At 68.3% G+C, this 13,529-nt stretch carries 10 protein-coding genes; 8 read left to right on the top strand and 2 right to left on the bottom strand.

The features are described 5' to 3' along the window. The first annotated feature begins 86 nt into the window (after positions 1-86). Genes ACSQ23_RS27995 through ACSQ23_RS28025 form a run of 7 tightly spaced genes read left to right on the top strand, consistent with a single transcriptional unit; the run spans position 87 to position 9,344 of the window. Positions 87-1,334: a hydroxymethylglutaryl-CoA reductase gene (locus ACSQ23_RS27995; protein WP_436092664.1), complete on the top strand. Its 1,248-nt coding sequence runs from the start codon at positions 87-89 to the stop codon at positions 1,332-1,334. Continuing rightward, a complete protein-coding gene (locus ACSQ23_RS28000) occupies positions 1,331-2,257 on the top strand; it encodes a UbiA family prenyltransferase (protein WP_436092665.1) in 927 nt (308 codons plus the stop codon). Before ACSQ23_RS27995 ends, ACSQ23_RS28000 begins: the two co-directional genes overlap by 4 nt. Next, complete coding sequence (locus ACSQ23_RS28005) at positions 2,254-4,707, top strand: PEP/pyruvate-binding domain-containing protein (protein WP_056004348.1); 2,454 nt, start codon at positions 2,254-2,256, stop codon at positions 4,705-4,707. The genes ACSQ23_RS28000 and ACSQ23_RS28005 overlap by 4 nt, the downstream gene beginning before the upstream one ends. Then, positions 4,704-5,801: a DUF3419 family protein gene (locus ACSQ23_RS28010; protein ID WP_056004351.1), complete on the top strand. Its 1,098-nt coding sequence runs from the start codon at positions 4,704-4,706 to the stop codon at positions 5,799-5,801. Before ACSQ23_RS28005 ends, ACSQ23_RS28010 begins: the two co-directional genes overlap by 4 nt. Further along, a complete protein-coding gene (locus tag ACSQ23_RS28015; protein ID WP_056004354.1) occupies positions 5,798-7,099 on the top strand; it encodes a diacylglycerol/polyprenol kinase family protein in 1,302 nt (433 codons plus the stop codon). The genes ACSQ23_RS28010 and ACSQ23_RS28015 overlap by 4 nt, the downstream gene beginning before the upstream one ends. Beyond that, positions 7,096-7,938 carry a hypothetical protein gene (locus ACSQ23_RS28020; protein WP_056004357.1) on the top strand — a complete coding sequence of 281 codons (843 nt, stop codon included), beginning with the start codon at positions 7,096-7,098 and terminating at the stop codon, positions 7,936-7,938. The genes ACSQ23_RS28015 and ACSQ23_RS28020 overlap by 4 nt, the downstream gene beginning before the upstream one ends. Continuing rightward, positions 7,935-9,344 carry an AMP-binding protein gene (locus ACSQ23_RS28025; RefSeq protein WP_436092666.1) on the top strand — a complete coding sequence of 470 codons (1,410 nt, stop codon included), beginning with the start codon at positions 7,935-7,937 and terminating at the stop codon, positions 9,342-9,344. The genes ACSQ23_RS28020 and ACSQ23_RS28025 overlap by 4 nt, the downstream gene beginning before the upstream one ends. Before the next feature lie 18 nt (positions 9,345-9,362). Here ACSQ23_RS28025 and ACSQ23_RS28030 read toward each other — a convergent pair whose 3' ends face one another. Together ACSQ23_RS28030 and ACSQ23_RS28035 are read right to left on the bottom strand one after the other, a co-directional pair. Further along, positions 9,363-9,728: a response regulator gene (locus ACSQ23_RS28030; RefSeq protein ID WP_082533661.1), complete on the bottom strand. Its 366-nt coding sequence runs from the start codon at positions 9,726-9,728 to the stop codon at positions 9,363-9,365. Then, a complete protein-coding gene (locus ACSQ23_RS28035; RefSeq protein WP_082533662.1) occupies positions 9,725-12,403 on the bottom strand; it encodes a PAS domain-containing protein in 2,679 nt (892 codons plus the stop codon). The genes ACSQ23_RS28030 and ACSQ23_RS28035 overlap by 4 nt, the downstream gene beginning before the upstream one ends. Before the next feature lie 177 nt (positions 12,404-12,580). On the opposite strand from ACSQ23_RS28035, the gene ACSQ23_RS28040 reads away from it, so the two are divergent. Next, on the top strand, positions 12,581-13,528 hold the full coding sequence (locus ACSQ23_RS28040; RefSeq protein ID WP_056004366.1) for a diacylglycerol/lipid kinase family protein: 948 nt from the start codon (positions 12,581-12,583) through the stop codon (positions 13,526-13,528). The last annotated feature ends 1 nt before the right edge of the window (position 13,529 follow it).

Genomic DNA, 13,529 nt, shown 5'->3' on the forward strand with positions numbered 1-13,529 from the left:
GAGCCTTTCAGTATTGGCTCCGCATTGTCTGGCTGACCAAACTGGGGGCAATCTTGGCGTCGCTGTTGCCGGCACGAGTGCTGAACATGCTTGAGCTGTTGCGGGCCAAGTCGGCAACTGCCGATCTTGCGGCCCGGCTGCGCCCGTCGCCTGGGGCCGGGCGGCCGAAGCGGCTGCGCATGCACCAGAGCAGCGATCGCGCATCGGCCGAGGCAGTGTGGTCGCACCTCATCGAGGCAGGGGTGCCCGCCTCATCGAAAGACCGGCTGGCCGACGCGGGAAGCCTCGCGGCGGCCGAAACTTATGGCCGCAATATCGAGAATTTTGTCGGCACGGTAAAAGTGCCGGTGGGGGTGATCGGGCCGCTCAGGGTCAACGGCGTCCATGCCAGCGGCGACTATTACGTGCCGCTGGCGACCACCGAGGCGGCGCTCGTCGCCTCCTACGGTCGCGGCGCCGATATCGTGTCGCTGGCCGGCGGGGTGAGCGCGGGCATGCTGGGCGAGGGCGTGCTGCGCACCCCGGCGTTCGTGTTCAGAGGGCTTTACGAATGCGGGGCGTTCATCAGCTGGATCGCTGAGAATGCCGAGCAGTTGCGGAGCGTGGCCGAGGCGACGACACGGCATGGCAAGCTGCAATCGCTCGAGCCGTTCATGGACAGCGACACGGTGTTCGTGATCTGCCGCTACTCGACCGGCGACGCCGCCGGGCAGAACATGGTGACCGTCGCGACCGAGGCGATCTGCGCCTATATCGCTGCGCATTCGCCGATCCGCCCGCGCTTCTCGTTCATCGAGGGCAATTTCTCGGGCGACAAGAAAGCCTCGTATCTGGGGATGTTTGCCGGGCGCGGGCGAAAAGTTTCGGCCAGCGTCGAGCTGCCCTATGAGCTGATGGCGCGTACCCTCCGCGTGACGCCGGAGGCGCTGGTTGCCTATGGGCGGGTGGCGGCTTTGGGCGCGGTGCTGAGCGGCCAGCTCGGCTCGCAGGCGCATTACGCCAATGGGCTCGCCGCCTTCTACATCGCCACCGGGCAGGATGCGGCCTGCGTGTCGGAATCGGCGGTCGGCTTCACCCGCATGGAGCCGCGCGACAAGGGCATGTTCTTTTCGGTGACGCTGCCCAATGTGCTGGTCGGCTCGGTCGGCGGCGGCACCGGGCTGCCCAGCCAGTCGGCGGCGCTCGATTTGCTGGGGCTGGCCGGACCAGGCAAGGCCGCGGCTCTGGCCGAAGTGGTGGCGGCGCTATGCCTCTGCGGCGAGATCTCGATCATCGCGGCGATTGCCGGCGGGCAGTTCACCCGGGCACATCACAAGCTGGCGCGGCTCAGATGAGCACCACCGCCGAGGCTCAGTTGAGCCTGATGCAGCGACTGTGGATCTACCAGGCCGAGCGCTTCCCGCTTGCGAAGACCGCCGTGCTGCTCGCCGTGTTCACCGCCGCTGGCCTCAGCCTCTCGGCGCATCTTGGCGGGCGGCCCCTGCCGTCGATCTGGGTGTTCGTCGCGGTGTGGCTGGTGGCGATCGGCTTTCTGTTCCAGCTGCGGGTCGCCGACGAGTTCAAGGATTTTGACGACGATAGCCGCTACCGTCCGGAGCGGCCGGTGCCGCGCGGGCTGGTGAGCCTCAAACTGCTGCGACGGCTGGGGCTCGGAGCCGGCGGGCTCGCCATCGTCCTTAGCCTGAGCATCTCGCCGCTGTTGCTGCTGCCTTTGGCGCTGGTCTGGCTGTGGCTGGGGCTGATGACGGCGGAGTTCTTCGTGCCGGCCTGGCTGAAGGCGCGGCCGCTGCTCTACCTTGTCTCGCACATGGCCATCATGGCCTTCATCGATTTTTACGTCACCGCCGCCGAGTGGCTGCCGCACGCGGCGCTGCCGCCGCCGGGGATCTGGATCTTCGTCATCCTGAGCTGCGTCAATGGGTGCGTCCTGGAGTTCGGCCGGAAGACCTGGGCGCCCGAGAGCGAGCGGCCGGGAGTCGAGACCTATTCGGCGCTCTATGGCCCGGGGCGCTCGGCCGCCATCTGGGCCGGCTGCTGCGCCCTCTCCTATATCCTCGTCGGTTGCATCGGCACGCTGGCGGGCGCCGGCATAATTATCTGGGTCCTGGGCCTCGCGGCGCTGCTGCCGATCCTGTGGCTGGCCGGCCGGTTCATGCGGCAGCCGGACGTGGCGGGGCAGAAGCGGATCGATCTCGCTGCGGGGCTCTGGGTATTTGCCTGCTACGTCATGGTGGGGTTGGCGGGGCCGCTGTCGTGACCAGCTTCATCCATGACATGCGGAGCGCCGCAGGGGCTGATGTTGTCGGCGGCAAGGGCGCGACGCTGATGCGGCTCGCGGGGCTGGGGTTCGACGTGCCGGCCTTTGTCGTGGTCGAGGCGGCGGCCTTCACGTCGGCCGCTGCCGAGGCGGCAACCGGCGCGGCGCTGCTGGTGCAACTTACGGGCATCGGCCCCGGGCCCTATGCGGTGCGCTCGTCAGCGCGCGAAGAGGATGGCAGCGCCGCCTCGCATGCCGGGCAGTTCCTGTCGCTGCTGAATGTCAGGGCAGAGGACGTCCCCGCGGCCGCGCGAAGTGTGTTCGAGAGCGGCGCGGCCGAAAGCGTCGCCGAATATCGCAGCTCGCGCCAGCTCGGCGCCGATGGCGGCGCCCCGGCCGTGGTGGTGCAGCAGATGGTCGATGCGCGCTGCGCCGGCGTGCTGTTCACCGCCGATCCGGTCAGCGGCCGCCGCGACCGCATCGTCGTCTCGGCCATAGCCGGGCTCGCCGATCGGCTGGTCGGCGGCGAGGAAGATGGCGAGCGCTACGTGCTGGGCAAAACCAGCGGCGAGGTGCTGGAGCGGCCGGCGGAGGCGAGCCTGACCGACAGCGATCTCGCAGCGCTCCGGGCCCTGGCGTTCAGCGCCGAGGCGGCGTTCGGCGCGCCACAGGATATGGAATGGGCCTTTGCCGGCCAGCGGCTGCACCTCTTACAGGCGCGGCCGATCACCACCAGCCTCCGGCCGGCGCCGATCGCCGACGAGGTGCTGGTGGTGCTCGACAATTCCAATATCGTCGAGAGCTATCCCGGGCTCGTTTCGCCGCTCACCTTCAGCTTTGCCCAATATGCTTATGCGCGGGTCTATCGGGCCTTCATGCGGCTGGTGGGGATCGACGCCGCGACGATCGGCAGCCATGCGGCTTTGTTCGACAACCTGCTGAGCCGGGTCGATGCCCGGGTCTACTACAACCTCGGCAACTGGTACCGGGCGCTGGCGCTGCTGCCGGGGTTTTCAAGCAACAGCGCCAGCATGGAACTGATGATGGGGGTGAGCGAGCCGCTGCCGGCGGAGCTGGTTGCCGCCATGGCAGCGCCGCCGCAATCGCGGTTCCGCCGCACCCTCGGCATGGCGCGCATCGGCCTGGCGCTGGCCGGCGCGAGCCTCAGGCTGGGCCGCACCAAGCGGGGATTTTACGCACGACTGGGGGCAGCCCTGGCCGAGCCGGCGACGACGCTGGACTATAAGCCGCTGACGGCGCTCGCCGCCGAGTATCGGCGGATCGAGGCCGACCTGCTCGACCGCTGGGACGCGCCGCTGGTCAACGATTTCCTCTGCATGATCGCCTTCGGCGGCTCGCGGAAGCTGATGCAGGGCTGGGCCGGCGAGGCCGGGCTCGCCGTGCATTCGGACATCATGATCGGGCAGGGCGATATCGTCTCGGCCGAGCCGGCGCAGCGCATCCGCGCGATGGGGAAGCTGCTGGGCGATGATCCGGAACTGGTGGCCGAGCTCGAGGCCGGGCAGGGCGAAGGGCTTGCACGCAACCCGGCGCTGCAGCAGGCAGTGCGCGACTATCTCGACCGCTTCGCCGATCGCTGCCCGGAGGAGCTGAAGCTCGAGAGCGTGACGCTCGATCGCGATCCGTCGCCGCTCTACAAGGCAATCGCCGCTGCCGCGGCGGCCGGCCCGGGGCATGCCGTCGAGCGGGTCGACCCGGTGGCGGCGCTCGACCGCCTGTTCAAGGGGCACCCGCTGCGGCGCGCCATTGCCGGGGTGGTGCTGGGGATCGCCAAGCGCCGGGTGCGGGATCGCGAGAACCTGCGGTTCGAGCGGACCCGCATCTTCGGGCGCGGGCGGCGGCTGTTCCGGGCCGTCGGCGTGCAGTTCCATGCGCTCGGCCTGCTCGATACACCCGACGACGTGTTCATGCTCACCGTTGCCGAAGTGCTGGGGGCGATCGAGGGCTTTGCTGTGAGCCATGATCTTGCGGCGCTCGCCCGCTTGCGGCGCGCCGAGATGGCGGCGGCCGCGACGCGCCGCGATCCGCCGGAGCGGCTCAGCCTCAAGGGCGCCGTCGCCACCGTCGGCAGTGCCATCGCACCGCTGGCGCCGCGGGCCCGGGACGAGGCGCGCGAGCGGAGTGGCGTCGGCTGCAGTGCGGGCGTCGTCCGCGCAGTGGCGCGGGTGATCGCGGATCCGCGCACCGGGACGCTGAAGCGCGGCGAGATCCTCGTGGCGCGGCACACCGATCCGGGCTGGATCGCGCTGTTCACCAATGCCGCGGCGATCGTCGTCGAGCGGGGCAGCCCGCTGTCGCACTCGGCCATCGTGGCGCGCGAACTGGGCATTCCCTGCGTCGTGGCGCTGAAGGGCGCCATGGAGTGGATCGCCGACGGGGAAATGATCGAAGTGGATGGCGCAACGGGCCAGGTCCGGAGGGTCAAATGAACGGCGCCGAGATTTCGAGCCACGCGCGCTTCGATGACATTCGCTATGCGCAGCTGTGGGAAGATGCCGATGTGCTGAACGCGGCGCTCGGGCAGCAGCACGGCAAGGTGCTGGTCTCGATCTGCTCGGCCGGCGACAACGCGCTCGGCATGCTGCTGCTCGACCCGGCCAAGGTCATCACCATCGATCTCTCGCCGGCGCAGGTCGCCTGCCTGAAGCTGCGGGTCGCGGCTTATCGGGCGCTCGATCACCAGGGCTTTGTCGAACTGATGGGCTCGCGGCCCTCCGAGCGCCGTGGCGAACTGTTCGACATGGCCGCCGTGGGTCTTCCCGCGGAGCTTGCAGCCTTCTGGGGCGCGCGGCGCGAGGCCGTAGTGGCGTATGGGCTGGGCGGCGTCGGCAAGTTCGAACGTTATTTCCGCATCCTCAGGCAATGCCTGCTGCCGCTGGTGCATAGCCGGGCGACGATCGACGAGGTGTTCGTGTCGAAGCCGCTCGCGGCACGGGCCGAGTTCCTCGATCGGCGCTGGAACAACTGGCGCTGGAACCTGTTGCTGAAGCTGTTCTTTTCGAATTTCGTCATGGGGCGGCTCGGGCGCGATCCGGCGTTTTTCCAGCATGTCGAGGGCAGCCTTGCCGAGCATGTCGCGGGCCGGCTCCGGCATGCGGCGGTCGATCTCGACCCCTCGCAGAACCCGTATCTGCACTGGATCCTCAAGCCGGGACACGGCGCAGCGCTGCCGCTGGCCTGGCGGGCCGAGCATTACGACACCATCCGCACCCGGCTCGACCGGCTCGATATCCGCGAGGGGGCGCTCGAAACGCTGGTCGAGAGCGGCGAGACGGCCGATGGTTTCAACCTCTCCGATATCTTCGAATATATGAGCCCCGAGGTGTTCGAGACCGTCTATGGCGCGATCCTCGCCGCCGCCAATCCCGGGGCGCGGCTGGTCTACTGGAACATGATGGTGCCGCGCCGCGTACCGGCCGCGCATGCTCACCGCGTAGCCCGGCTCGAGCCGGAGATCGCTGCCGGCAAGGCGGCGGACAAGGCGTTCTTTTATTCCGATTTCGTGGTCGAGGCGGTGAAGTGAGCCTCACCTGGCGCGACGGCATCTTCATCGCCGCGGTGATCGTCGGCATGCTGTCGCTGATGGGCGGCGTGCGTTATTTCGCCGGGCGCTACAGCATCGGGCCGGAAACCCAGCGCAAGCTCGTGCATGTGGCGACCGGCACCGCCGCCCTGTTCTTCCCGCTGCTGTTTTCGAATGCCCTGCCGGTGTTCCTCTTGATCGGCGCGGCTGTGATCCTGATGCTGGCGCTGCGCAGCCCCATGCTCGCCTCGGTCGGCGGGGTGCTGCATGAGGTGAAGCGCGAGTCGTGGGGCGAAATCTACCTGGCGCTGGCCATCGCCTTCACCTTCTTTCGCGGGCTGGGCGAGCCGATCCTCTACGTGCTGCCACTGCTGGTGATCACCCTCTCCGATACCGCGTCGGCGCTGGTCGGCACCGAGTATGGCAAGCGCCGCTTCGCGGTCGAGGACGGCTCCAAAAGCCTCGAGGGCGTGGCGGCGTTCTTCGTCGTCACCTGGCTGGTGGCGCTGGTGACCCTGCTGCTGCTCACCGATGCGCCGCGGCTCAACGTGGTGGTGCTGTCCTTCCTCGTTGCCGCCTTCTGCGCGCTGGTCGAGGCCGATTCCTGGCGCGGGCTCGATAACCTCTTCGTCCCCGTCGGCGCGCATCTCCTGCTGCAGCAATATCTTGCCAGCAGCTCCGCCGAACTGGTGGTGGTGGCGGTCGGGTTCCTGTTGTTCCTCGGGCTGATGCTGCTGGTGGCCGAGGCGCTGCGCCTGCCGCCGCGCGCCGCGCGGGGCTATGCGATCCTGCTCTTCCTGATGATCTCGCTGATGGCGCCGCATAATGCGCTGCTGACCGGGCTGGTGATCGTCGGCCAGGTATGGGCGCGCGCCAGGCGGCCTGGCACCAGCCAGCGGCCCGAGCTCGACCTCCTGGCGGTCGCCGCGGTGGTGGCGCTGTTCTGGCTCATCGCCGGCGAGCTCGCCGGGCGCTCGGTGCTTGCCCTGTTCAACCTCACCTTCGCCGCCGTGGCGCTCGGCTTTGCGGCGCTGGCGACGCGCGGCTGGTGGCGCCTGGTGTTGTTGCCGCTGGGCTTCGCGATCGGTGGGCTGTTCAGCTGGGTCGCCAAACTCAACACCCCATGGCACCCGCCCTGGTTCGATGCCGACTGGCCCTGGCTGGTCGCCGCGCTGGCGGTGCCGGCGGGGCTCGCCATGCTCCGGCCCGAGTGGTTCACCACGCGTCGCAGCGCCAAGCTGTTCGCCGTGGCGATGCTGGTGCCGCTGGTCTTCTATTTCAGGGGAATGTTCCTATGACCACGCCGACGCCCATCACGCATCAGGATGCTACGGCGATGCTCTATCGCGATTCGCCGAGCTGGGATGGCAAGCGCACCGCCGCCATTGGCGCGGTGGCCTTCGGCTCGCTCGAGGCGGGCGCCGAGCTGCTTTCGCGCGCCGCGGCCGAGCTCCACGCCGAGGGCTTCGAAGCGCTCATCGGCCCGATGGATGGCGATACCTGGCACAAGTACCGGCTGGTGTCGGAGAGCGACGGCACGCCGCCCTTCGCGCTCGAGCCGCAGAGTGGCCCGCACGATCACGCTGCCTTCATCGCCGCCGGCTACGCGCCGATCTCCAGCTATGTCTCGTCGCGGGCCCGGCTCGTCGACACTATCGGCGACACCCCGGTCAGTATGGCCGGGGTAACCGTCACCGCCTGGGACGGCCAGGGCGCCGAGCTGCTGATCGGCAAGCTGTTCGATATGTCCGGCTCGGCCTTTGCCGGCAACCGCTTCTTCAAGCCGATCAGCCGCGAGGCCTTTCTCGAGCTCTACCGGCCGCTGCTGCCGCTGCTCGACCCGCGCCACATTCTCTTCGCTTATGGGCCGGGGGCGCAGTTAGTCGGCTTCCTGTTCGGCATGCCGGACCACGGGTCGGCCATCCCCACCGCCATCCTCAAGACCTATGCCAGCGGCCTGCGCGGCGTCGGGCACCTGTTGGCCGACAGCTATCATCGGAGCGCCCTCGATCTCGGCTTTACCGAGGTGATCCATGCGCTGATGCACGAGGATAACGTCTCGCGCCAGCGCAGCGAGCGGCACAGCGCCAGCGTGTTCCGCCGCTATGCGCTGATGGGCCGCGACCTCGGCCCATGAACCTGATCGCCGGCTTTCTCGACAAAGCCGCTGAGCTCGGCCCGCGACCGGCGATCATCACCGGCGCCGGCGAGACGATCAGCTATGAGCAACTGGCGCTGAGGAGCGGACGGCTTGCCGCTTCGCTGCGGGGGCAGGGGGTGCAACGCAGCGATCGGGTGCTGGTGGCGCTGCCGATCGGCATCGAGCTCTATCTCGCCATCGCGGCACTGTGGCGGCTGGGCGCGACGATCGTCTTTCCCGAGCCGGCAATGGGGTTTGCCGGGGTGCAGCGCGCCGTGGAGATTGCCGCGCCCGCGGCGGTGCTGGTCGGCGGGGTCTATCGGCTGCTGCCCTACTTGGTGCCGCAGCTCTGGGGCACCAGGCGGCTGCAGTTCGGCTATGCCGAGGGCGACCCGCTCGAGGAGCTGGCACCGGAACACCCGGCGCTGATCTCCTTTACTTCCGGTTCGACCGGCCGGCCGAAGGGGATCGTCCGGAGCCACGGCTTTCTCGCGGCGCAGAACGCCGCGCTCCACGATCTCATCGCGCCGCGCCGCGACGACGAAACCGATCTCGTCGCCTTTCCGGTGTTCGTCATCGCCAACCTGTCGCTCGGCACCACCTCGGTGCTGCCGAACTGGCGGCTCAGCCGCCATGACGAGGCCGGCGGCGCCGCGCTGCTGCGCCACCTCGCAGCGCACCGCGTTACCCGCGCCATGGTGCCGCCAGTGATCGCCGAACGGGTGGCCGATAGCGGCGAAGCGGCGGCGCTCGACGTGCTGTTTACCGGTGGCGGGCCGGTATTCCCCGATCTGCTCAAGCGCCTGTCACAGGTGCTGCCGCGCACCGATATCGTCGCCGTCTACGGCTCGACCGAAGCCGAGCCGATCGCCCATCTGCACGTGCGCGACATCACTGCCGACCAATGGCAGCAGATGGAGGAGGGGGGCGGGATTCTCGCCGGCAAGCCGGTGCCTGCAGTGGCGCTCGAGATCGTCGACGACGAGATCGTGGTCAGCGGCGCGCATGTGAATAAGGGCTATATGGACGGCATCGGCGACGCCGAGAACAAGCTTTGGCGAGATGGCGAAATCTGGCACCGCACCGGCGACGCCGGCCGCCTCGACGCAGATGGCAACCTCTGGCTCCGCGGCCGCCTCTCGGCCGCTGCCGCGGGGCACTACCCGTTCGAAGTCGAGACCGTCGCCCGCCAATGGCCCGGCGTCCGCCGCGCGGCGTTGGTGCCCGGCACCGAGCCGATGGTGATCGCGCTCGAAGGCGAGGAACTCGGCCCGCAGCAGTGGACCGAGCTGGCGCAGCGGGCGTTCGGGGCACGAGCGGTGAAGGTGGCAATGCCACTCGATCGGCGGCATCACTCGAAGGTGGATTATGTGAGGTTGGCGAAGCTGGTGGGGCGGGGGTGAGGGCCGACAGTTCTCCTGCTACCCCCCGAGGCGGCGAAACACCTCTGATATCGCGATCGACGTATATGGTTTTGGGATAAATGCCCCGTCCGGCAGTGCCGAAGGCGCTGGGCGGCCCTTGCCGGAGGTGACGATGATCTTGATCGGTGGCCAGCGGTGCCGCACCGCCGCGGCGAGCGCCAGCCCATCCATGGTGCCCGGCATGTCGACATCGGTGAACAGCAGGCGGATCTCAGGGTTGGCCTCCAGTGCGCGCAGCGCCTCGGCGGCGTTGCGGGCCTCCACAACGTCAAAGCCCTGATCCCGCAGCTCGTCGGCGATGGAGTAGAGCAGCAGCGCTTCGTCCTCGACCACCAACACGGTGGTATTGTGCATCGTCGTCATGGGGCAGCTCCCGCATCGGGTGGTTCGAGCGGTGCGCTCAACGTCACGGTCAGACCCTCGGGGGCGTAGGCCACGTCGACCTCTCCACCAAAATCCGAGGCCAGCACCCGCTTGATCAGCAGGGAGCCGAAGCCGCGCCGGGTCGGCGGGGCCACGGGCGGGCCACCCGTCTCTCGCCACGTCCAGGTGAGGGTTCGCTCGCCGCGCTCGTCTCTTTCCACTGACCAGTCGATCGATACGCGGCCGGTTTCGTTGGAAAGCGCGCCATATTTCAGCGCATTGGTACCGAGCTCGTTCACCGCCAGCGCCATCGACAGCGCCATCTTGGGCGACAGGGCAAAGCTGGGGCCGCCGATCGTGATGCGCTCCGATGGCAGGTGGGCGGTTGCCGCCGCGATGACGGCCTGCATCGGTGCATCCGTCCAGTTCCGCCCGAGCAGCGCATCATGGGCAGTGCCCAAGGCGCCGAGGCGCTGGATCAGCGCTTCCTTGCCGGCTTCGAGCGTGGTGTCGCGCAGCGTCTGGGTGGCCAGCGCCGACACCATGGCGAGCATGTTCTTGATCCGGTGCGACAGCTCGTGCGTCAGCATTTCCTGGCGCGAGCGGGCTTCCTTCTGCTCGGTGATATCCTGCACCACGCCGAACATGGTCAGTGGCTTGCCTGTCTCGTCATGGATGAACTCCATGTGGCGGCTGAGCCAGCGCAGCTCGCCGGTGTCCGGCCGGCGGATGCGGTATTCGACATTGGGCGTCGCGGTTCCCGAGCGGCGCGTCTCGTCGTTGGAGCGGACATCCTTGTCTTCGGGCACGACGATGCTTTCGAACAGGCTGACATGCGCCTTGTCGCGCGGTTCGAGGCCCCACAGCTCCCAGAACTTTTCCGAGCCCTGGATGGTGCCCGTCGCGATATCGACCTCGAGCGAGGCGATGCCGGCGGCGTGCTGGCTCAGCCGGAAGCGCTGTTCGCTGCGGCGCAGCTGTTCTTCGATGCGGCGGCGCTCGGTGACGTCGATCACCACGCCGATGGCACGCCCCGAACTCACGGTCGAACCCGGCTTCAGCTGCGAGCGGATCAGCAGCCACTTCTCGGTGCCATCGGGCCAGACATGCTTCAACTCGACCTCGAGATCGAGATCGCCGCGCGCCACGGCGGCGGCGCTGATCGCCGCCACCCGCTCGGCCTCGCCGGGGGCGTAACGCGACTGATATTCGGCCAGCGTCGGGGTGGCCTCCTCGGGGAAACCATAGAGCCGGTTGAGGGCCGGTGACGGGGTGATCTGCAGGGCGTCGATATCGAGCTCCCAGATCGCCAGCTGGCCGGCCTCGATGGCGAGCCGCAACCGCGCCTCGCTCTCGGCCAGCCGGGTGAGCGTCGCCTTCTCGTCATCGATATCGGTATTGGTGCCGATCCACTTGCTGATCTCGCCCCTGGCGTTGCGCAGCGGCACGGCCCGCGCCAAGAACCAGCGATAGCTGCCATCGGCGCCGCGCACCCGGAACTGCACCTCGTACGGGGTGCCGACCCGGAGCGCTGCGGCCCAACGCTTGCCGGCCTCGGGCAGATCGTCGGGGTGGATGATGCTGGTCCAGTTGTCGCCGTCGAGCTCGCCTTCGTTGCGGCCGCTATAGCGGTAGACGCCGGAGTTGAACCAGTCGAGCTTGCCGTCGGGCCGGGCGCTCCAGACATGGTTGGGCATGGCCTCGGCGAACACCCGGAACTGCGCTTCGGCTTCGCGCTGCCGGGCATCGGCGCGCAGCAGCCGGAAGGTGCCCCAGGCGATCAGCACCAAAGCAACGAGCGCCGGGATCACCAGCGCCAGCACGCCCCAGGTCGCCGCCCAGTAGGAGGCGAAGGCATTGTCGCTGCTGACCGAAGCCAGCGCGATGAGGTTGGTGCCGGGGACGCGGCGATAGCCGACAACGCGGTGCACGCCATCGGTGGGGGAGACCGCGTCATAGCTGCCGCTCGGCGCCTGCGGCAGATAGGTGGTGAAGAGGATGTACTGGCTGAGATCCTGCGGTCCGGGCGGCAGCGGGTAGCGCGAGACCAGCTGCCCGTCTTCGCGCAGCAGCCCCACGGTCGATTGCCCGTCGAGATGCAGCGACTGCCAGACCTCCTCGAGCAGTTCGGAGTTGAACGAGATGATGGCGGCGCCGGCAAACTGGCCGTTGCGCTCGATGCGCTTGCTGATGGTGAAGATCTGCTCGCTGTTGAGCCGGCTGACCAGCAGTGCCGAGACGTGGAACGGCTCGCCGGCGGCGACCGCGGCGAAATACTCCCGGTCGCGCACATCGATCGGCTTGAACTGCTCGTCGGTGGTGAGGCTGGTGGCGCCGGCGGCATCGACCACATAGATCCTGGGCTGGCCGGGCAGAGTGGAGATCGCCTCCTTGAGCTGCGCAGCCGCACCTGGTGGCGGTGCCGAGATGTCGGCCCCGAGCGTATCGTCGACCCTGAGCAGCGTCTGGCGCGCCGTCTCGAAGGCCCATTTGGCGTTGGCCGCCACCACCTGCGAGGACGAGCCCGCATCATCATGCACGGCCCGCCTTGTATCGAAATAGCTCGAGGTCAGTAGGTAAGCGGTGCCCCCGATCAGCATCAGCAGCAAAGCCAGTATCGCCCCGACGGCCACAACATGTGGACGCAGCTTCATCGAAGCCGGACGGTCTGCCATATCCCAAATGCCCCCTCGCGCAGCGCCATAAATGCCGGAGCCGGCGATTAAGTTCCATGGCGGTGATTGGGAATGGGCAGTTGGCCCGGAGCCAGGCGCAAGCCGGCTTGACCGGAACCGATGGCTCCTCGGCTTCGTTGAGGACGACGGAGCCAGTGCTCCTCCAGAAGGCGCGCCGTGCTACAGACGAAGTTTCATATCGTGCTCAATGCCAATTCGGGCGGCGCGACACGGCTGGGTATCACCGCCGAGCGCCTGCACGGGCTGTTCGCCGAGCGCGGCATTGCGGTCAGTGTCGATGCCGATGCCAGCCGGACGTTCGCCGAGCGGTTGCAAACCGCCCGCAACAGCCCGGCAGAAGTTCTGCTTTCGGCCGGAGGCGATGGCACGGTGACCGCCCTGGCGGAGGTGGCGATTGCCACCGGACGCAGCCTCGCCGTGCTGCCGCTGGGGACCGCAAACCTCCTTGCCCGCGACCTTGCCATCCCGACGGCGCTCGAAGCCTGGTTCGAGGCGCTCGGCGACATGGTGCCGCGCAAGATCGACGTGGGGGAAGTGAACGGGCAGATATTTCTCCACAAGGTGGTGATCGGCGCCGTGCCCGGCATCGCTGCGGCGCGGGAAAAGCTGCGCGGTCGCGATGGGTTTGCCGCCCGGATCGCCTTTCTCGGACACTTCGTGCGCCGGCTGTCGCGGCTTCGCCGCTTTGCCGCTGAGATCACGCCGCGCTCCGGCGAGCCACGGATCGAGCGGGTGCAATCGATCGCCGTTGCCAATAACGACTATGGCGAGGGGCTGGGCCAGGTGTTTCACCGGCCGCGCCTCGATGAGGGAATGCTGAGCCTCTACCTGTTGCGGCAGCTGCGCCTGCGCGATGCGCTGCGCCTGGCAACGGAGATGGTGCTTGGCTCATGGCGGAACGACGAAGTGCTCGAGATGGAGAGCGTCCGCGCCGTGGTAGTGCGGACCCGCCGCCCGCTGGTCCGGGCGATGCTGGATGGGGAGGTGGTAACGCTGCAGGGTCCACTGCGCTTCCGTTCGCTGCCGCTGGCGCTGTCGGTGCTGGCGCCGCCGGTGGCCGAGACCGAACCAGGGCTGGTCGAGCCCGAGCCGGAGGCCGGTTGAA

This window comes from Devosia sp. LjRoot16, assembly GCF_964252795.1.
In the GTDB taxonomy this organism is placed as follows: Bacteria; Pseudomonadota; Alphaproteobacteria; order Rhizobiales; family Devosiaceae; genus Devosia_A.

What these genes read in the sequence shown, in the direction of transcription:
- ACSQ23_RS28035 (WP_082533662.1), bottom strand. Translation starts at nt 12,403, where the DNA reads ATGGCAGACCGTCCGGCTTCGATGAAGCTGCGTCCACATGTTGTGGCC.
- ACSQ23_RS28010 (WP_056004351.1), top strand. Translation starts at nt 4,704, where the DNA reads ATGAACGGCGCCGAGATTTCGAGCCACGCGCGCTTCGATGACATTCGC.
- ACSQ23_RS28030 (WP_082533661.1), bottom strand. Translation starts at nt 9,728, where the DNA reads ATGACGACGATGCACAATACCACCGTGTTGGTGGTCGAGGACGAAGCG.
- ACSQ23_RS27995 (WP_436092664.1), top strand. Translation starts at nt 87, where the DNA reads ATGCTTGAGCTGTTGCGGGCCAAGTCGGCAACTGCCGATCTTGCGGCC.
- ACSQ23_RS28000 (WP_436092665.1), top strand. Translation starts at nt 1,331, where the DNA reads ATGAGCACCACCGCCGAGGCTCAGTTGAGCCTGATGCAGCGACTGTGG.
- ACSQ23_RS28020 (WP_056004357.1), top strand. Translation starts at nt 7,096, where the DNA reads ATGACCACGCCGACGCCCATCACGCATCAGGATGCTACGGCGATGCTC.
- ACSQ23_RS28025 (WP_436092666.1), top strand. Translation starts at nt 7,935, where the DNA reads ATGAACCTGATCGCCGGCTTTCTCGACAAAGCCGCTGAGCTCGGCCCG.